Origin of the sequence: Streptococcus caballi DSM 19004 (assembly GCF_000379985.1) — a bacterium.
Classification (GTDB): domain Bacteria; phylum Bacillota; class Bacilli; order Lactobacillales; family Streptococcaceae; genus Streptococcus; species Streptococcus caballi.
Genome location: NZ_KB904074.1, coordinates 127,195 through 146,429, shown reverse-complemented (window position 1 = coordinate 146,429; position 19,235 = coordinate 127,195). Strand labels below are relative to the sequence as shown.

Here is a 19,235-nt window from a genome sequence, read left to right as displayed (position 1 = left end):
TTATAGATTACTTTTCGTCTATACTTAGGGGTAAACACAATGTGGTATTTACACATCCACTTTGTGTGAGATAAACTATGTGCCTTTTGTGCCATATTTTGCTCCTTTCGCTTTACATTAGGCTTGAACACCTTTATTGTATCGCGTTTGGAGTTTTTTTGGTATAACCAGCGATGCGCACCCGCATAGCGGGTGGTTTATTTGTTTCGCACCTGCGGAGCGAAACGGACTGAAAGTCACATAATAAAAGAGGAAGCTTCAGCCCGCTGGCCGATAACTTCCTCTCTTTTTATTTCCTAAAAGCATCAAGAATCACCTTGAACTCTTCATTGGTCAGGGTGATTCCCTTGCCCATCTTGGTGTGGTCTGGACTCCATGTGCGAATATCAAACTTAGCTGGAGCACCGTTATAACTCACGCGATTCAACTCCTTAGTCCACCCCTTATCATTCTCAGACAAGGTCAGCAAATGTTCTTCAATTTCAAATTTAAATTCAGACATATTAATTTTCCTCCTACTTATTTATTCGCAAGACTTTCTAAAAGTTTTCAAAAACAATTAAAAATATTACTTCCCACAAAAAATAGTGTATAACCATTTTACCAATTTTTGAGGGGAAAGGCTATGAAGAATTGTTTACAAAGCTTAAAAATATAAGTCAGAATTTTATTGATAAGCATTCCAAGCTGACAAAAACTGACCTAACAGCCGATAAAATCTTGACAAACAGGCGGCAAACTCAAGAAAAGAGGCTGGTCCCACTATATCAAATATTTTTTACAAGTGACTTAGTTAACTCGGCCAAAAAAGCTGGAAAACTTATATTTAAACATTTTCAGCAAAATATACCAGCTATTACTTTCTTAACAGACAGTGATGGACTTCACTTACTAGCACCGACTATCCAACAATCACAACTTCAAAGAAAAGAAAAATGAACAAGATTACTTGGCGTAACTAACTTGTTCATTTTTGTTTATGATTGATCCTTATACTGGATTAAAGCCAAACTGCTGAAAGTTGCTGATAAGCTTGCTGGGGTTAATAATATCTAAACAGAGGTTTCAAACTTCAAAAACTTTATGCGCGAACGGTCTTGCTTGAACCATCCTTTTGGTAGAGGTTAACAAGTCCTTCTTTACAAGCGCGAATCATATCACCTGGTTTAACCTCTTGCGGTACAGTAATGGTCAAAAGTTCCATTGGATTTGGTGCGCGGTCAATTTTATTGCCTTCTGCATCATGTAAGTCTTGGATATGACAATCAAAATGACGGAAGCCCGGTCCGTAGAATTCAACAGCATCACCTTCCATGATGACATTACGTTGACGAATAGTCGCTGTCATGTTCTTTTCATTAAAAGCCACCACTTCGCCGACAAATTTATATTGTGGGATTTTACGACGGGCACCGAAAAGCTGCTCGTTTTCTGTTGGTGTCTGGTAGTAGAATCCTGTTGCCAGTTCACGTTGAGCAACCTTCCACAATTCGTCAATCAAGTCATCTTTGATGGCATAGAAGGCCTCTGGACTTTCAAGATAGGCATTAACAGCCGCTTTATAGCAGTTAGCAACTGTTGAAACGTAGTGAATAGACTTCATGCGTCCTTCAATTTTAAAGCTATCCACACCGTTTTCGATAAGGTCTGGAACATTTTCAATCATGCACATGTCAACGGCTGACATAGAGTATTCTTCTGGCACTTCACCCTTGAGGCTACGACGCTCTGTACCAAATGGCATGTCAAAGAGGTCGTATTTCCAGCGGCAAGATTGAGAACAACCACCACGGTTAGCGTCACGGTGGCTCATGTGGTTAGACAGAACGCAACGTCCTGAGTAAGAAATACACATAGCACCATGAACAAAAGCTTCAATTTCAAGATCTGTATGCTTGCGAATTTCAGCCAGTTCTTCCATGCTTACTTCACGTGCCAAAACGACACGGGTCAGTCCAAGTTCTTTCCAGAAAGCAAAGGTTTCATAGTTGGTTGATGATGCTTGGGTTGACAAATGAATGTTTAAGCCTGGTGCATACTGTGAGCAAATCATTATCAAGGCTGGGTCAGACACGATGACCGCATCCAGACCCATATCACGCAATTGGCGGAACCATTCACCTGCACCTTCTTCATTACCTTCATGCGTTACCATGTTCGCAGCCACATGGACGTCCACACCACGTGCATGGGCATAGTCAATCCCTTCTTGTAACTCTTCCATGGTGAAATTTCCTGCGCGGCTTCGCAGACCATACTGTTGTCCACCGACAAAGACAGCGTCTGCACCGTAATCAACAGCGACTTTTAATTTTTCCAATGTTCCTGCAGGTGCCAAGACCTCAGGACGTTTTAATGTTTTTTGTGACATGTTTGTACTCTTTCTATTTACAAGATAGGAAGGAACTTCCGATGAGGATCTCAACTCCTCAGTTTGCAATAAGCTTGCCATGCCCTGAAATAGTAACTCAATCATGACAAGTTTTGACATTTTTACTTAACTAGATCTGGGTCAATTTCGTAGAAGCCAGTGTCAAGTCCACGTCCAATTGGATGCAATTGGTGAACTTGCTCGTCAAACACATAGGCTTGATCTTGTGAGAATTCTCCCGCTTCCATCAAATCACGTGCCTTGATAAAGAGCTTGGCTATTTCCACAAAATTATGCCCAGGACAATAGATACCATCAAGTTTCCAATGAGTAAAATTGTACTCTGTCAGCTCGGTCAACTTAGTCATCAAATCAATATCATTGTTGATAAAAATATGGGTACCGTGCTTATCTTCATAGATTGAATAATGACTTTCAGGATCACCAGGCTCAGCTAGGAAGAGACCTCGTTCACGCGTCTTCTCATCATCAATATGCGTAAAATTGTAGTAATTTTGTAGCAAAGGACGTTTTGAATGGTGAATGACAGAGGCTCCATAAACCAAGATTTCAGCTGGAAATTTCAGACTTTCGGACATTTTAAACAATTCTACCGAAGGAATTTCGCGTGCTAAAACCGTCTCAACAGCGCCATGTTCTCCCCAGAAATTAACCTGACGACTTGAAGTGACAAAAACAGAAGTGTCATAAATCAATTTAAAATTGTAACCTTCATGCTTGTTAACATAGAAGACACCAGCATCACCGACAACTAGATAGTCAACCTGAATTTCCTTCATAAAATCAAGGAAGGGTCTGATACTATTCATCATGCCTTGGTGCATCAGAGCGTTGCAGGCCACTGTTAATTCCTTGCCAGCAGCATGAACCAGCCCTGCTATTTCTCTCAACTCATCGTAGGTAAAATTATGTGGCAGGCGCAAGCCGTAATTTTCTTCACCAACATAAATGCGGTCAACGCCTGCCTCCAAGAGCTCTTTGACCTGCTCAATAGATTCAGCCGTTGCAGTAATAATAATTTTTTCCATAACGTTTCCATTATAGCAAATAATATTGAAAATAGATAATAATATTCTCTAAAAATCTCAAACCCGCTCTATTCAATTAGTTTTTCTTCGAGCCTGCTAGATATCGAAAATAACTGAATTTTTAAAAAAAGGTGACAAATCATTTCTTTTATGATATGATAAAATGGTATCTTAAAAGGAGAGAACTATGGTAGCACCATTAAAACAGCAAAGAGAGCTTAAAGATGAGCTGTTTCAGGACAATTCTGAGCCTAAATTCCAAGAGTTCCAAGAATTTAATACTAACAGCGCTAAATTTCGCGAGCTGCTGTTTTTTGCTCGTATCGCATTCTTCGGTGTGACAACAGTTGTTATTGCGTTTATGCTGCTTGCCTTAAACTTGGCACCTCTATGGGCTTTCCTATTTGCTCTACTGGCTAGTTTAGCCATCACATCAGCTGTTTCAACATTAATTTGGTCTTTAAAACAATAAGCTTCACCTGTTTCCGTGAAGTTTTTTTATTTATCCAAAAGGAGGGCTCTATAATATCTGTAGTGGGTAAATCTCATTCGGATATTATAGGCTTTTTAAATGTGATAAATTGTCAAATATAATGCAACCAAAAAAACTCATAGAGTTCAACCTCGTGTAAACTGTAAGTAACCACACTAAGCAGAACACGGGAGAAATCTATGAGCTACCATCATATTACCATAACTGAGCGCATTAAGATAAAGACTTGCCTAGAATTAGGTCTCAAACCAATCCGAATAGCGAGAAAATTAGGAGTTCACAAATCAACACTTTCAAGAGAATGAAAGCCTTGTAATGGCACTTACTCTGCACCATTCGCACAAAAACACTATGTTCTCAGTCATTCAAGTGCTATGTCATAGCATACCGAAAAAATTTCTGAAGAGCCTTACATCTGACAGAGGGAAAGGAGTTTGCTTGTTATCCCTTGGTAGAAGAGCTTGGCATCGACTTTTACTTTGCGGATGCCTTGAATAGGTTACACTAAATTAGACAGAAGAGTAAAGTGTTTTACACTAAAGAAATTAGGAGAAAAGTATGTCTAGAAAAATTTGCCATTACTTTACTGACGAGTTCAAACAAGTCTTGTTGACCTTCACAATGCGAGAAGAAAAGGCAGTGAACTGATCAAAGCATTCCTTACGCTCTGACCAAAGTTAGGTTGTTCCATTCTGTTCTAGGGAAGGAGTTTGATAACCAGCTGATAAATGACATGTTAGAGGTGTTTGGCATCACCCGGTCTCTAAGTCAAGCTAGTTGTCCTTATGACATGCGGTAGCTGGGAGTACCTATCGCTCCTTCAAGCTTGAGTTTATCAACAAGAAACCTTCCGTTCACTGGATGAACTAGCCCTTAAAACTAAAGATGATGTTCACTGATGGAATCATCATCGCATTCATGGTAGTCTTAGTTATCAAACGCCAATGACTAAAAGAGCAATCATTTAACAAAAACACTTTATAAATTTTGTACAGAAACGTGTTGCCTTTTCAAAGTTTTGATAGACTTGACAACGAGCCTAGAGAAGGAGAGAAAATCTTGGACCTCTCCAGGGGATAGCTTTTCATCACCCATTGCAGTTGACAAAGAGCCCCAAAAAACGAGTTTGGAATCAAAATGATTCCAAACTCGTTACTGCAAATAACTAAGAACCTATATTCATAAGTGAAGTGCTTTTATAAAAGAAATAGTTTTTCGCTAATCAAGGCTGTTTTTTGAGGGAATACTGACTGTATTTTGAAAAAACTAACGATAAGTAGCTGAAAATTAGCCTTAGATAGAAGTGCTGAACTGTGAATACAGGTTCTAAGGTGATCACACATCTACACAGGCTGCTTACTAGACATCTTTTTCGTCACGCTTTTTAGAAGCTGCAAGACCTAGACCACTTACAAGCAAGCTCAATCCTAATAAGTGATAAGGGAGATTTTCTGTATCACCGGTAGTAGGTAGTTGACTGCCTTCTTGAACTGCTTGTTTCGCTACTGGTATAGAAGAAGTATTTTTAGCTACTGTTGCTGCTATCTGAGTAGCTTGGATCGCTTGTTTCACCACTGGAGCAGAAGAAGTGTTTTTAACTACTGTTGTCGCTGTCTGAGTAGATTGAACTGTTTGCCCGATTCCAATCAGAATGTAGGCATCTTCTGTTGGTACAACTTTTTCATCCAGTAACTGACTTGCTACCAAGACGCCTTCCACATAAACGTCACGGTAGGTGCGTACCACGCTGCCTTCTTTACCAGTTGTTACTTCTTGTCTTACTCCTTTTGCTAGGTCTATTGTTTCTTGATAGTGCGTTGTAAACTCAAGAGGAGACGTTTCAGTCCTTTCTTTTGTTGTAAACTTCAATTCTGGTTTTTCTGCTGCTGTTGGCGCGTTATCAGGCACTTCAGTTACGAGTGAACTCAAACGTACGATTGCAGCTGTTAAAGGTGCCAAAACAAAGCTATCTGCTGTTTTTGTTACCCCAACTGGATTAGCAATTGCTTCAAGACCGGCTTGAGCTCCATCAACGATAATCTCACCATTTAGGAGCGCTTTGTAAGCATCACTGAGAACGAAGCTGCGCTCTTTGCTATCTGCATTCACAAAGACTGCATAACGATCTCCATTTGAAGCAATGGTTTGGTAAGCAATGACAACATCCTCTTTAGCAATGCCATTTTGACCAGGAAGACTAATTAGAGAAACATTAGTGTCCACATCAGTTTTCGTTGATAATCTAAAGGCATCTGTTGATTTTCTAAGTGCAATCAACCCTTTAGTGTAAGCCTGTGTCGCTACATTTTCAGGATAGGCTTCGGCATCAGTTGCTTTTGTCCAATCAAAATGATTAATAGCATCAGATGAATCATAGGAATCATGAATATAATAAGGGTAGTCAAATGGTGTACCATCTGCGTTGGTCAAGAGATGAGATTTATTTGGAACCTTGTCATCTGATACAGGGTAACGGTAGGCTTCATCTTTGAATTGCTTGGTCCGACCATATTCCTGTCCAGAATGAATAAATGGTGTCCCTTGTGCCGTAAGAATGAGAAGATTTCCTAAACGTTGACGTTGTAAGATTTCCTTATAATTCTCAGTCTTACTTGGATCTTTCTTGATAGACTGCGCAATGATGTCAAATAAGGTGAGATTGTCATGTGCTGCAATATATTGAATCACATCGCCTGGGTCATCTGCCGTGAAGTTTCCAGGTTGAGCCTTAATGTCATTAAAGATTGATTGAATATCTCTAGCACCTGTTGTGATGAAGGCAGGTTGGCCTTCATTAGGATAACCTGATTTTAGGCTATTTCTAATCTCATCAGAGAAGACCGCAACGGTATCCGTGCTACTCATCCAGTCTTGATCAGCAGCTTTCTCAGGTTGGTTAGCGTCCCCTGTATAAGTTTTCCAGCCTTCTCCTAGCATGATAATGTTAGGGTTAAGCTCTTTAGCAGCATTATAAGCTGCCTCAATCGCTGCTGCATCATGGTCTCCCATCATATCAAAGCGGAAACCATCAACCTTAAATTCATCAACCAAGTACTTGATAGAATCTACCATGACGCGACGACTCATGTAGTGAGTCGTTCCCAAGCGACCGCCACCAAAGCTAGATTTAGCAGTACCATCAGCCTCCATAAAGTGGTAATAATTTGGTTCCAAATCTTCAAATAGTGACGTTTGTGCTGTGTGATTATAGACCACATCTAAAATCACACCCATTCCACGTTTATGAATTTCGTTGACAAGATTTTTAAATTCTTCGATGCGTTTAGCTGGATCAGTCGGATCACTTGAGTACATGCCTGTTAGAGAGAAATAGTTTTGAGGATCGTATCCCCAGTTGTAGTTACTGTTGCTTGATGCGTATTCACTGAGACGCTCTGCATTTTTCAACTCATTGACAAAATAGTAACTCATAACAGGAAGTAATTGAATATGGGTAACACCCAAATCTTGTAAATAGTCTAGACGTTCAGCAAAAGCTGCAAAAGTACCAAACTGAGCCTTCAAATCATCTGAAATCGCTTCATCTGATGTAAAATCACGCACATGGGCTTCATAAATTACCGCATCTTCCCGTTGCTTGAAGTTTGGAATATTAGCATAAGTCAAATCACTTGGTCCATACTCGCTAGGATCCACAAAGGCTGCCTTAGCCACCTTATAAGATGGATCGGTATCTGCAAGGTCACTATTCCACTCGGCCAATGATTTAGCATAAGGATCAAGAACCAAAACAGTTGTATCACCGCGCGTAATTTCATAGTGGTAGTAGTAACCACGGTAATCAGATAGACCTAACGCTTTATCTGCTAAATGAACATCCCATTGACCTTTGTCACCCTTAGTCATGGCAACTTTTCCAATCACTTTGCTTTGATCGTCTTTGTCATAAACCACCAAATTAACAGCATCCGCACTTGGAGACCAGAGAGTAGCATCCACTACGCTACCGTTAGCTGTCACACGCGCACCAAGTTCGCCATCATATGCATAGAGGCTATCTTTCAATTGCCAGCTCATCTTAGTGGTAAAGCTATCGCTACCATATTTAAGCGTGTAGCCTGCATGTTCTTGGTTAAAGTCACCTTTAATCCGTACTTTTTTACCAGCTTCATCCAAGATCAATCCAGAAATAGTAACAGCTTGACCATCCTTGTCAGTAATTGTCATTTTCTCTAACAAACTTGCTTCATCTGCCCCTTCAAGGGTTGTAAAGCTAGCTTCTAGCTCTGTTAAACTAATATGTGACACCCCTGTAACACGGACGTTATTGATGAAATAAGGATTAGTGTAAACTGTTGCATCATCATCTCTTAGGAAAATTTGACTATTTTTGGCTAAATCAGCAAACTTATAGTCATTTGGTTGGATTTTAACAGCATCGCCTTCCTTACTTTCATCAAGAAGAAGGAAACCAATGGAACTTGCAGCATCTGACAACTTCACATCAATATAGCGACCATACTTGCCTTCGTTATCAAAGTTGATACCGTCTGGCCAATCACCCAAAGTGACATCTTGGACATCTCCCCAAATCCAGAGAGCTTTATTATCATAATCACCATCCGTACGCAGATAATTGATACGGATATAACCTTCCTTAAGTGGTTCTGAATAATGCAAATTATAATTTTCATCAAACCAAGCTTCGTTCATCGCTGGACTAATCAACTCAACTAGTTTATCACCTGTGATATTGTCCCCTGCTGTGTTGTTAATCAAAAGACTAATCTTGCTAGGTTTTTCTGTCATTTTGACGTCAAGGTAATAACCATAGTCATCTTGTTTAGCATTAGCAAAGCTTGTGGCACCAGTTGGCCATGCACCATTATCACTTGATGGGGTTGCTACATCATCCCAAGTCCAAAGACCCAAGCTATCCAAGTTATCTGATGGTAAGGTCTTGAAATGAAGACGAATACTACCTTGGGCAATTGGTTCTTCTTCCTTGACTGGACTCGTAGCAGATATAATATCTCCGTTAGCCACCTTAATTAACATGGTACCGCCATTAGCCAAGGTTGGAACATCTACTTGAACAAACCATTTATCACCATCAGCTTGAGGCTTATAAGTTTTTCCAGAGTAATAATCTGTAAGAGTCGCATTTTCTCCTGATACTTCGATTAGAGCAGGTTTAGACTCATCAGCAACTGAATAAAGAATGTAAGCTGAATCGTCTTTATAGCTACGTTTCGCAAGCACCCATTGAGCCCCATCACTTCCACCAACAATAGTGTGTTCCCCTCGAGAAAGTAACTCTGAGTTGGCATTACGGAAGTCAAGGACTTTCTTATAATGCGCTAAGATATCACTGTCTCCCACCTTAGACCAATCAAAATCATAACGATTATCATATTGTGGCCAGTTGTTAGCACCACTTTGACCTAATTCTTCGCCATAGTAGATGACTGGCTGACCTTTGGCAGTTAGGAGAGCTGTCGCTGCTAGTTTTAATTTATTTGTATCACCATTGATACTATACAAGAAACCATCTTCATCATGACTACCCAAGAATTGTCCCAAAGTAGCTGCACTGTTAATGGCCTCACCGCGCGCCGCTAATTCTTTATTGGCTGCAATCAAGTTGCCGTTTACCAAGAGTTTAGCGATATCCTTGAAGCCAAAATCAAGCAATGAATCCATTGTACCTGCTTTAAGGTCACCCTTAGTATCTTTATAATTAGCACCCCAAGATTCGCCAATCAGGTGGAAATCAATATCTTTCTCAGCTAACTCATTTTTAAAATGTTGCCAAGTGGTATCATCAACGTGTTTAACAGTATCCACGCGGAAAGCATAAATGCTGTTGCCCTTAGCTGTGGTTGACCGTTCCAACCATGAGGTTTGCCAGTCAACTAATTGACGACGAACAACATCATCTTCTGTCTTAAAGTCAGGCAATCCAGATAGAGAACCTTGTTGATCATCGCCTTCTTTGTTTTCTTCTGGTGTTCTAACCAAACCTTTAAAGGTATCTTCTGTGCCATAGCCAGCATGGTTTAGAACTACGTCCACGATGATATTAATACCTTTTTCAGCAGCCTTGTCAATCAATTCATGGAAGTCAGCAAGGCTTCCCAAATGAGGATTAAGTTTCTCAAAGTTTGATGCCCAATAACCGTGGTAGGCGTAATATTCTGCGTCCCCAGCGCTACCTGGAATATTTTCTACAATAGGTGTCAACCAGATAGAGGTTACCCCTAATTCTTTAAGGTAATCAAGTTTTTCTGTAACCCCTTTGAAATCACCACCTTGATAAACACCACGCTGATTGGTTGCTTGTGCATAAGGCTGATTGTAAGGATTATCATTGCTAGTATCACCATTCTTGAAGCGGTCTGTCAGCATGAAGTAGATGATTTGCTCATCCCAATCTTTCTCGCCAGCTTTCTTCTGGTGCTCTGTAATCGTTACTTTAACTTTAGTTTCATAGTAACCATTATTCGTATCATAAACCCTTACGGGCAGTTCATAATCTCCTGCGGCAACCTCACTACTTGCATTCAAAGTGACTTTGTTTAACTCCGGTGAAATATCAATGATTCCACCACCTATAGCTGTGCTGTCAACCTGAGTTTTGTAAATATCAACATTATCTGGGTTATTTACTGAGATAGATAAAATACCATGTTGATTGTAGTCAAATGCTTTATCAACTTCTGCTGTTAAGCTGATATTGGCTTTCCCAGGTTCCGCTTTGGATAAATCTAATTCCAAAGTTTCTGGGATATAATATGGATTTGTATAGACTGTTGCTTCGTCATTTCTGAGGAAAATTTGGCTATGAACTTGACGATTAGCAAAGCTCATATCTGAACTTTTATTTCCTGGTAGTTCTGGATTCTTTTGGTTAACCACTAGGAACCCAATGCGAGATTCCAACGCCTTTGACAAGGGAACATCAACATAGCGTCCATATTGTCCTTCCGCTGTAAAATCAAGCGCACCATCTGGCCAGCCATCGCTAGCTACCGTATCACCCCAAAGCCAAAGACCCCAGCCATCATAGTTGCCATCATCACGCTTGTAGTTAATACGAACAACTTTTTCATTATTAAGAGGTTTGTAGGTATTTAACTTAAAGTCTGGCGCAATCCAAGCCTCATTCATTTGAGGAGCAACAATTTCAATTTTTTGATCCCCTTCAATAACTTTTTCGCCATCTTTTAGGAGGAGATAACCAATAGAGGCTGGATTTTCAGATTGCTTAACATCTATATAGTAGCCATAATCGTCTTTTTGACTAGCGACGAATGGCTGGGCATCAGTTGGCCATTTATTACCATCAGAAGGAGTCGCAACACCGCCCCAAGTCCAAAGACCGTAGTGATCAATAGCACTATCATCCAAGCCGGCGAAGTGTAAACGAATGTTCCCCTCTTCAATCGGTACTGGGGCTGTTTCCTCAGTAGTTGTTGCTGGAGAAACGGTTGCCACATTTTCTGTAGAATCAGTTGTTGACGTTTCAACAGAAGCCGCAGCACTTTCTGAAGGTTGCTCTTCAGAAGTTGGGGGAGTTATTGCTGGAGTCGCATCAGCTGTGATACTTTGATTTTCTGTTTGACTATCAGCTGCTAGCGCAGGGGCTTCAGCAGGAGATGAACTACCCGTTTCAGTTGCCACTGCTACTTCATCTGTAACAGTTGTAGTTGTTGCCTGACTTGTCTCAGGACTTGCTGTCAAGTCTGTTACTTGAGTAATTGAGCTACTATCACCTTGAGCTGTTACAACTTGCTCAGACTGAACGGCTGCTTCATCAGCTCTTACAAGAGAATTAGGCTGACCTAGAGCAAAAAAACTAGCAGCAATAGCCACTGAAGCTACTCCCACTTTAAATTTTCGAATGGAAAAAATTTCTTTTTTCTCAAGCCATGATTTTGAACGTTTCTTAGGCATAATAATCTCCTTTGGATCTTGCTTACACTTCAGTATAACTTTTTTCGGAATAAATGCAAGCGGTTGCAAAAATGTTATCGGTAACATTTTTATGCCTAGTTCTGACAAATCTAACATTTGAATACACAGATTTCACTGAAAATAACGCTAATTCAATCCTATCTAGAGGGGCAGACAAAGCTTTAACATAGTAAAAGCTAAAAGCAATAAACATCGGCACTCCCCCTAAAATGAGACAGAATAAAAACACTCCTGTTGACATCTAGTAAACTAGAAACAGAGGTGCTTTGATAAGCTCACTGCGTTTTCTTCCTGCATTATGCAGGTCAACGATTTGTTGTTTAAACTCATCTGTGAAGTGACGACGTATTTTTCTAGATATAGTTTCTCTCCTATTTTCTTTAGTGTAGAACACTTTATAGATTCTGTCTAGTTTAGTGTAACTGCTTTACTCTCTTTTCTATGAATTTTCCGGGTTGTTCCTCCAATGACCAGATCTGCCCGATGATAATAGGATTCTTTTGTCTTTCTATGGTCAATTAGATCTAAAAGGCGTTTCGCACAGATTTCTCCCATTCTTTCAACAGATTGCTTCACAGTAGTTAGTCGTGGCGAAGCAACCCTATCCAAGAAAACACCATCAAAACCAATAATTCCTACATCCTCAGGTATCCGATAGCCTTGCCCTTCTAAAAAACGCTCTGCTCCTAAGGCAATACGATCAGAAGCACAAATAAAACAACTATTTTTGGGTATAGGTAACTCCCGCTTTAAAACTTCTCCTACTTGAGAAGCGCTATTAGCTGAACGAAGAATTTTAGGAGTGACTAACTTACTAGAAAAAGCATCCAAATACCCCTCTTCTCTCGCCTGTTCAAATCCTTCCTTACTTTCAATTCCTAGAAAAGTTAGATGCTCATATCCCAGTTCTGCTGCATATCGTGTAGCCTCTCTACTCGCCTGATAGTTGTCGGAGTCAACAAAAGGAATACCATAGTCATTCTCACCAAAAGCCACCACAGGATTTGATAATTTTTTTATCGTGGGAACATCTTCTTGCCCCATTCCTGCCACAATATAGCCATCGCACTGCTTAATGGACTGCAACTGAGATAAATCTGTTAGCAACTGAAAGGCATACTGGTGCTTATTTAATTCTGCAGATATTCCTTTGATTAACTTCATAAAATAAGGATCAACGCGTTCCAAATCTTCTAAAACAAGCACAGCAACTACCAGTGATTTTTTGTAAACAAGCGCCTTAGCAACAGGATTGGGCTGATAGTCTAAATCTTCCATAGCTTTATAGACTAATCGTCTCAATTCTGTCGTTACCATCTCTGGATGATTGATAACTCTAGACACCGTCATTTTTGAAACATTCGCACGCAGAGCAACATCTTTCAAAGTTGGCATATATTTTCCTTTCTAAAACAAAATACACTCCAATGCAAGCGATTGCTTCAATTGTAGCACAACTCTTAAAAAAAGTCAGCAAAAATATTAAGCGTTTTCAAAGAATACTTAATTAAACCCCAAGCTAGACAAGGCGGACGCAGATAGAATTAGCGTTCATTAAATGAGGTTAACGACGTCTGAGAAGTATAAACAATACAGTTGACAAATAGCCAAAAGGAGAAAGCTGATAGACTTTCTCCTTTCACTTTATCTACTCATTTTCTGATTGATCCGGCTCTTGATGGTCAGAATAGTTGATAATAATGTCTTCTTGTTCTTCTGGCTCTGCGGCATTTTCGGCAGAGTCTTTGTCAGGTGTCAAATCCACTGTGACTTCATCGCTATCTGAGTATCTTGCTGTCGCTTCAGAAACCTTGTCTGCTACGTAACCAAAAGCTTCTCCACCCTTCTCTTTTACTGTTGTCACAAAATCGTCCACAGTTAGATCGCCACTCTCGAATTTTTCCTTGTAATTATTAAAAGTATCCACTGCCAATTGAGAATACTCAGTGGCTTTTTCTTTTGCAGCTTGATGAAAATCTTCAGGATCATCTTTATACGCTTCATAAGCTTTGCTAACACGCCTTTGAACGTCTTTTCCCTTTTCAGATGTTAGGAAATACGCAGCAGCAGCTCCTGAGGCCGCACCAACAATCAATGTTTTTAAAAATTTATTCATAGTTAGACTCCTTTTTTACCAAATAATTTTGAAGCAACTTTACCAACAGTAAAAGCTGTACCAGCCTTGCCTACATTTGAACCTGCTCGACCAGCCTTTTGACCAAGAACTCGAGCCTGCGTGTTCAAATCAGATACACTTTCAGATAAATCAGCAATAGCCACAAAAAGAGGATCAATTGTCGCAACCTTGCCATTAACATCCTCAACCAGAACATTAGCCTTGGCAAGAATCTCATTAGTCTGATGCAGAGTCACATTAACATCGCTGGTCAGAATTTGCAGAGTTTTCCTACTCTCATCAACTGTATCTGAGACCTTTCTCAAAACCAAAACAAGATAGACCACCAGAATCGCAAAAGCAATAGCAATAATCATTAAAGCAATTTCAAGCATTTCTTCTCCTTACTCACACTTTTAATAATAGGGAATAGTTTTCTGTCTTCTTCTCCAAATCAAGGCCACAAGACCGACCAAGACTAGGATTGCCGACAACCATTGCGAAACGCGCAAGCCCATGAACATCAGACTATCAGTCCGCATTCCTTCAATGACAAAGCGTCCACAACCATACCAAATCAGGTAGAAGAAAGTAATTTCTCCCTGTTTAAGAAAATTTTTCCTTCTTCTCGCCACCATGATAATAGCAAAACCAAGCAAATTCCAGACAGATTCATATAAAAAGGTCGGCGTACGATAGGAACCGTCAATATACATCTGCTTTCGGATAAAATCTGGCAGGTAATTCAAGGATTTGACAGCTTTACCATAGGCTTCTTGATTGATAAAGTTTCCCCAACGCCCAATGGCCTGTGCTAACATGACTCCTGGTGCTGCAATATCCAGAAAATCAAGTGGCTTGATAAAATGGTAGTAAGAAAAAACCAAAAGGACGACCGCACCTGTTATCAGACCGCCATAGATAGCAATTCCTCCCTGCCAAATTGCAATAATTTCAGCAGGATGCTTGACATAATAAAACCAATCAAAGGCAACATAGTAGAGTCTAGCACCGATAATTGCCAAGGGAAAAGTAATCAATATAAAATCTAAAATATCATCTGGGTTTATTTTCTTGCGTGGAGCTTCTTTCATGGCTAAGTAAACAGCCAAGATCAGTCCTGTCATGATGCACAAAGCGTACCAGCGAATAGACAGGGGACCAATTTGGATAGCAACAGGATCAATCATTTGTGCTTTCCTCATTTTGACTAATCAACTGAGTCAAACGATTTTCAAAAGTCCTCGTTGCATCAAAGCCCATCTGTTTAGCACGATAGTTCATGGCTGCCGCTTCAATAACAACGGAAACGTTACGCCCTGTCTTTACTGGAATGCGGATGCGAGGAATCTTAACGCCGGACAATTCGATTTCTTCATTGCCATTACCAAGCCGATCGAAAACTTTACCAGACTCAAAGTTTTCCAGATAAATAGCCAACTGTACTTGTGAAGAATCTTTAACTGCACTCGCTCCGTACAGGCTCATGATATCAATAATCCCGACACCACGAATTTCAAGCAGATGGCGTAAGATCTCAGCAGGTTCTCCCCAAAGTGTTTCTTCATCTTTAGCAAAAACATCTACGCGATCGTCCGCAACCAAGCGATGGCCACGTTTAACTAGTTCCAGCCCCGTCTCACTCTTTCCAATTCCAGAGTCACCTTGAATGAGAACACCCATACCATAAATATCCATGAGAACACCGTGCACACTTGTACGTTCTGCCAGACAAGAATCCAAGTACCAAGACATCTCACCTGATAGGCGACTAGTTGGCACATGACTTTGTAACACAGCAACACCTTTTTCCTTAGCCGCACGGTGCATTTCTTCAGGAATTTCCAAATTACGAGCGATGATAATAGCTGGTGTCTCTGGTCGGAACATCTCAGCCAAAACCTGATAACGGTTATGAGGCGTCATTTTTGTGAGATAGGACCATTCTTTCATTCCCAGCAACTGGATACGCTCTGGAGAATAATAATCAAAATAGCCTGTCATTTCAAGACCTGGACGTGAAATATCAGCAGTGGTGATTTCTTTGGACAATATTTCTTCGTTGCCGTAAACTATATCAAGCTTAATACGGTCAACTAACATTTTTACTGTAACTGACATAATTTCTCCTTTTTTCTATTATAACACATTCGGTCATAATCGAAAGCGCTAACTAGTTTTTCAGAAAAAGCCAACTATTCTCAGTTAAGTAAGAGAAGGTAGACTTCTGCCCACCTTCCTAGCGTCTCATCAAAATCTTACAAGCATCCTGTTACTCTACTCATAAGAATGTAAACAAATCACCAATCTTTAGTATTACCAGAACCAGCCTTCCTTATCATCATCAATGACATCAGCATCTTTTCGTTTTCTAGGACCTGTACCGAATTGATCTTCTATCACATCTTCTTTGTAAGGCAAGAAAATAGCCAAAAGGATGTAGAGAACAACCCCAAATCCTGTAAAATACATAAGCAAGGCTGTCAGCACGCGCGTCAAAGGTAAATCCCAGCCAAACTTGTCGGCCAGACCAGCACAGACACCAGATACCATTTTATTCTTCCTTTGTTTATATAAAACTGGTTTCATAGCACTTTCCTCACATTAGTTTTTCTACTATTAGTATAGCTCTTTTGACTGAAGAAAGAAATCAGCCTTACGACTGATTTTTCTCAATAAGTTTTCCACGGCATTTTCCACAGAAATATTTTCGAGTATCAACTCGTCGCTTGCGCTGATAGACTTGCCTACAGTTTTGACAAAGGTAGTGATGAAAAGTTACCCTTTCCTGCTGGGATTGAGGCGCATAACGAAGACCACCAACCTTTTTCAGAAGGTGCTTAAAGTCTAGGTCACTATGCCTGTAGCCCTTATTTTCGTAATAAAGATGGTAATGACAGAGCTCATGTCTGACAATCTTTCTGAAAACTTCAATGCCAAACTCCTGATACAGCTTATGATTGAAATCTAGATGACCATCTTTTGGAAAGAAACGTCCACCAGTGGAGCGCAGGCGACTGTTCCAGACAGCAGTGTGCCGAAAAGGCTTACCAAAATCTTCTTCGGAAACACTCTTAACATACTCAGTTAAGTTCACGCAAATCCACCAGAGACAAGTTGATCTTGCCACGTTTCTTATCAATTTTGGAGACCCAGACGGTCACCACATCGCCAACAGAAATGACTTGGTTTGGATGTTTGACAAAGGATTTGCTCATCTGCGAAATATGAATGAGACCGTCATCATGCAGACCGATATCTACAAAGGCACCGAAATCAACCACATTACGGACTGTCCCTTCTAACTTTTGACCGATTTCAAGGTCGGAAATATCAAGAACATCCTGTCTAAGAACAGGTGCTTCAAAATCATCACGCAAGTCACGACCAGGCTTAAGCAGGTCAGCAATAATATCTTTGAGCGTTTCTTGACCAAGCTCTAACTCCTCTGCCATCTCTTCCACATTAACTGCCTGAAGTTTAGTTTTGGCGGAGCCATCTAGACCGGTGATTTCAAGCAACTTGAACAACTTTTCAACAGCCTTGTAGCTCTCTGGATGGACACCTGTATTGTCCAAAATATTGTCCGCATTAGGAATGCGTAGAAAACCAGCGGCCTGTTCAAAAGCCTTAGCACCCAGTCGAGGAACTTTTTTAATTTCTTGACGTGAGCGAATACGACCATTTTCTTCGCGGTATTTGACAATGTTCTCAGAAATGGTCTTGTTGAGACCTGACACGTGAGATAAAAGAGCTGGACTGGCTGTATTGATATTGACACCTACTTGGTTGACCACAGTATCGACTACAAAGTCCAGATTTTCCGCTAGCTTTTTCTGGCTGACATCATGCTGATACTGGCCGACACCAATAGACTTAGGATCGATTTTCACCAGCTCAGCTAGTGGATCTTGCAGACGGCGGGCGATGGAAATAGCTGAGCGTTTTTCAACAGTCAGGTCTGGAAATTCATGACGAGCTAATTCTGAGGCTGAGTAGACAGAAGCTCCGCTTTCATTGACAATAACATAGCTCACTTCAGGGAAATTCTTAAGAACATCAGCAACGAAGGATTCACTTTCACGGCTGGCTGTCCCGTTTCCGATGGCAATGATTTCGATACCAAATTCTCTAATTAGTGCAGCCAAATCAGCTTTGGACTGTTCAATCTTAGCCTTACTAGCCGGTGGTACTGGATAGATAACTTGTGTTGTCATCAGTTTTCCTGTTTGGTCAACGACTGCCAACTTAGCACCTGTACGAAAGCCAGGGTCAAACCCCAGCACCATTTTCCCCTTAAGAGGTGAGACCAAAAGTAAGTTACGCAAGTTTTCAGCAAAGAGTGAAATGGCTCCGTCTTCAGCAGACTCGGTCAATTCACTACGGATACGACGCTCCATAGAAGGAACAATTTTCTTTTTGACTGCTTGTGATATAACTTCATCAATGTAAGCATTTTTGACTTTAAAACGAGCACCAAAGAAGCGCAGCATTTTGTCTATATTGTGCTCGAAAGAAACTTTGAGAATGTCTAGTTTTTCCCCGCGATTAAGAGCTAGCACACGGTAACCTTGAATTTTTGAGACTTTCTCAGAGAAGTCGTAGTAGATTTGGAAAGTCTTGTTATCATCAGCTTCCTCATCCTTAACAACTGAGAAAATAGAGCTGTAAGACCAGATTTCATTGTAGGTCCATGAGCGTAACTTGTTGTCCTCCGACAGAGCTTCCACTAAAATATCAACAGCACCAACCAAGGCCTTATCAGCTGATGGAAAGGCTTCGTTGATGAATTTTTCTGCTTCGGTTTCAAGTGCTGGGCTATTTTGCAAAATGAGACGAGCCAGTGGGAAAAGTCCAGCTTCGCGGGCAATAGTCGCCTTAGTGCGACGTTTTTCCTTGTAGGGCAGGTAAAGTTCTTCAACATCAGCCAGCTTAGCAGCTTCTTCAATAGCTTTTTTGAGCTCCGGCGTCAACTTACCTTGCTCTTCAATCTTAGTCAAGACCGCTGCCTTGCGATCAGCTAGGGTGGTCATTGACCTATCCAAATCAATAATGCTCTTAATTTGAACTTCATCCAAATTCCCCGTCATTTCCTTACGGTAACGCGCAATAAAAGGAATGGTATTGCCTTCGGCAGTCAATTCCAAGACCTTGTCAATTTGACTTTCTTTGATGCCCAGTTCAAGGGCAATTGATGTAATATTTGCATTTTCCATAGTGTGTCTATTATAGCATAAAATAAGAAGTAAAAGAATGTGGCCACCCCCC

15 protein-coding genes and 3 pseudogenes are annotated in these 19,235 nt (G+C 40.6%); 5 read left to right on the top strand and 13 right to left on the bottom strand.

Annotation, left to right across the window (positions count from 1 at the left end; translation table 11 throughout):
• Both A3GS_RS12300 and A3GS_RS0105105 read right to left on the bottom strand, forming a co-directional pair.
• A pseudogene (locus tag A3GS_RS12300) lies at positions 1-95 on the bottom strand (IS200/IS605 family transposase); the annotation flags it as partial.
• A gap of 194 nt (positions 96-289) precedes the next feature.
• Positions 290-502, bottom strand: coding sequence for a YdbC family protein (locus A3GS_RS0105105; protein WP_018364348.1), 213 nt, complete (start codon positions 500-502; stop codon positions 290-292).
• A gap of 131 nt (positions 503-633) precedes the next feature.
• Between A3GS_RS0105105 and A3GS_RS0105100 the strand changes: the two genes are divergently transcribed.
• Positions 634-939, top strand: a complete 306-nt coding sequence (locus A3GS_RS0105100; protein WP_018364347.1) for a hypothetical protein — start codon at positions 634-636, stop codon at positions 937-939.
• 142 nt (positions 940-1,081) lie between these two features.
• Here A3GS_RS0105100 and A3GS_RS0105095 read toward each other — a convergent pair whose 3' ends face one another.
• Positions 1,082-2,371, bottom strand: coding sequence for a peptidase U32 family protein (locus tag A3GS_RS0105095; RefSeq protein WP_018364346.1), 1,290 nt, complete (start codon positions 2,369-2,371; stop codon positions 1,082-1,084).
• 122 nt (positions 2,372-2,493) lie between these two features.
• The gene (locus A3GS_RS0105090) at positions 2,494-3,420 is read right to left on the bottom strand and encodes a peptidase U32 family protein (RefSeq protein ID WP_018364345.1); all 927 of its coding nucleotides are present in this window, start codon (positions 3,418-3,420) and stop codon (positions 2,494-2,496) included.
• A 187-nt stretch (positions 3,421-3,607) separates the two neighbouring features.
• Between A3GS_RS0105090 and A3GS_RS0105085 the strand changes: the two genes are divergently transcribed.
• The 4 genes and pseudogenes from A3GS_RS0105085 to A3GS_RS12290 all read left to right on the top strand — a co-directional run.
• Positions 3,608-3,892 carry a DUF3270 domain-containing protein gene (locus tag A3GS_RS0105085; RefSeq protein WP_018364344.1) on the top strand — a complete coding sequence of 95 codons (285 nt, stop codon included), beginning with the start codon at positions 3,608-3,610 and terminating at the stop codon, positions 3,890-3,892.
• Positions 3,893-4,092: 200 nt separating this feature from the next.
• On the top strand, positions 4,093-4,218 hold the full coding sequence (locus A3GS_RS12295; RefSeq protein WP_240430888.1) for a helix-turn-helix domain-containing protein: 126 nt from the start codon (positions 4,093-4,095) through the stop codon (positions 4,216-4,218).
• A 46-nt stretch (positions 4,219-4,264) separates the two neighbouring features.
• Positions 4,265-4,403, top strand: a pseudogene (locus A3GS_RS13310) (IS30 family transposase); the annotation flags it as partial.
• A gap of 159 nt (positions 4,404-4,562) precedes the next feature.
• Positions 4,563-4,881: pseudogene (locus tag A3GS_RS12290) on the top strand (integrase core domain-containing protein); the annotation flags it as partial.
• A 391-nt stretch (positions 4,882-5,272) separates the two neighbouring features.
• Here the strand turns inward: A3GS_RS12290 and A3GS_RS12285 are convergent.
• The 9 genes from A3GS_RS12285 to A3GS_RS0105040 form a co-directional block, all read right to left on the bottom strand.
• Positions 5,273-11,830 carry a pullulanase gene (locus A3GS_RS12285; RefSeq protein ID WP_018364343.1) on the bottom strand — a complete coding sequence of 2,186 codons (6,558 nt, stop codon included), beginning with the start codon at positions 11,828-11,830 and terminating at the stop codon, positions 5,273-5,275.
• A gap of 429 nt (positions 11,831-12,259) precedes the next feature.
• Positions 12,260-13,246 carry a LacI family DNA-binding transcriptional regulator gene (locus tag A3GS_RS0105075; protein WP_018364342.1) on the bottom strand — a complete coding sequence of 329 codons (987 nt, stop codon included), beginning with the start codon at positions 13,244-13,246 and terminating at the stop codon, positions 12,260-12,262.
• A gap of 253 nt (positions 13,247-13,499) precedes the next feature.
• Positions 13,500-13,967 (bottom strand): YtxH domain-containing protein, encoded by a 468-nt coding sequence (locus A3GS_RS0105070; protein WP_018364341.1) that lies wholly within the window; start codon positions 13,965-13,967, stop codon positions 13,500-13,502.
• A gap of 2 nt (positions 13,968-13,969) precedes the next feature.
• Positions 13,970-14,362, bottom strand: coding sequence for a DUF948 domain-containing protein (locus A3GS_RS0105065; protein ID WP_018364340.1), 393 nt, complete (start codon positions 14,360-14,362; stop codon positions 13,970-13,972).
• A gap of 21 nt (positions 14,363-14,383) precedes the next feature.
• A complete protein-coding gene (gene lgt / locus A3GS_RS0105060; protein WP_018364339.1) occupies positions 14,384-15,157 on the bottom strand; it encodes a prolipoprotein diacylglyceryl transferase in 774 nt (257 codons plus the stop codon).
• On the bottom strand, positions 15,150-16,088 hold the full coding sequence (gene hprK / locus A3GS_RS0105055) for an HPr(Ser) kinase/phosphatase (RefSeq protein ID WP_018364338.1): 939 nt from the start codon (positions 16,086-16,088) through the stop codon (positions 15,150-15,152). The genes lgt and hprK overlap by 8 nt, the downstream gene beginning before the upstream one ends.
• A 195-nt stretch (positions 16,089-16,283) precedes the next feature.
• Positions 16,284-16,556, bottom strand: coding sequence for a PspC domain-containing protein (locus A3GS_RS0105050; protein ID WP_026216283.1), 273 nt, complete (start codon positions 16,554-16,556; stop codon positions 16,284-16,286).
• Positions 16,557-16,623: 67 nt separating this feature from the next.
• Entirely contained in the window at positions 16,624-17,064 is a 441-nt protein-coding gene (locus A3GS_RS0105045) for a SprT family protein (protein WP_018364336.1), read from the bottom strand.
• Complete coding sequence (locus A3GS_RS0105040) at positions 17,051-19,183, bottom strand: Tex family protein (RefSeq protein ID WP_018364335.1); 2,133 nt, start codon at positions 19,181-19,183, stop codon at positions 17,051-17,053. The genes A3GS_RS0105045 and A3GS_RS0105040 overlap by 14 nt, the downstream gene beginning before the upstream one ends.
• Between the last annotated feature and the right edge of the window lie 52 nt (positions 19,184-19,235).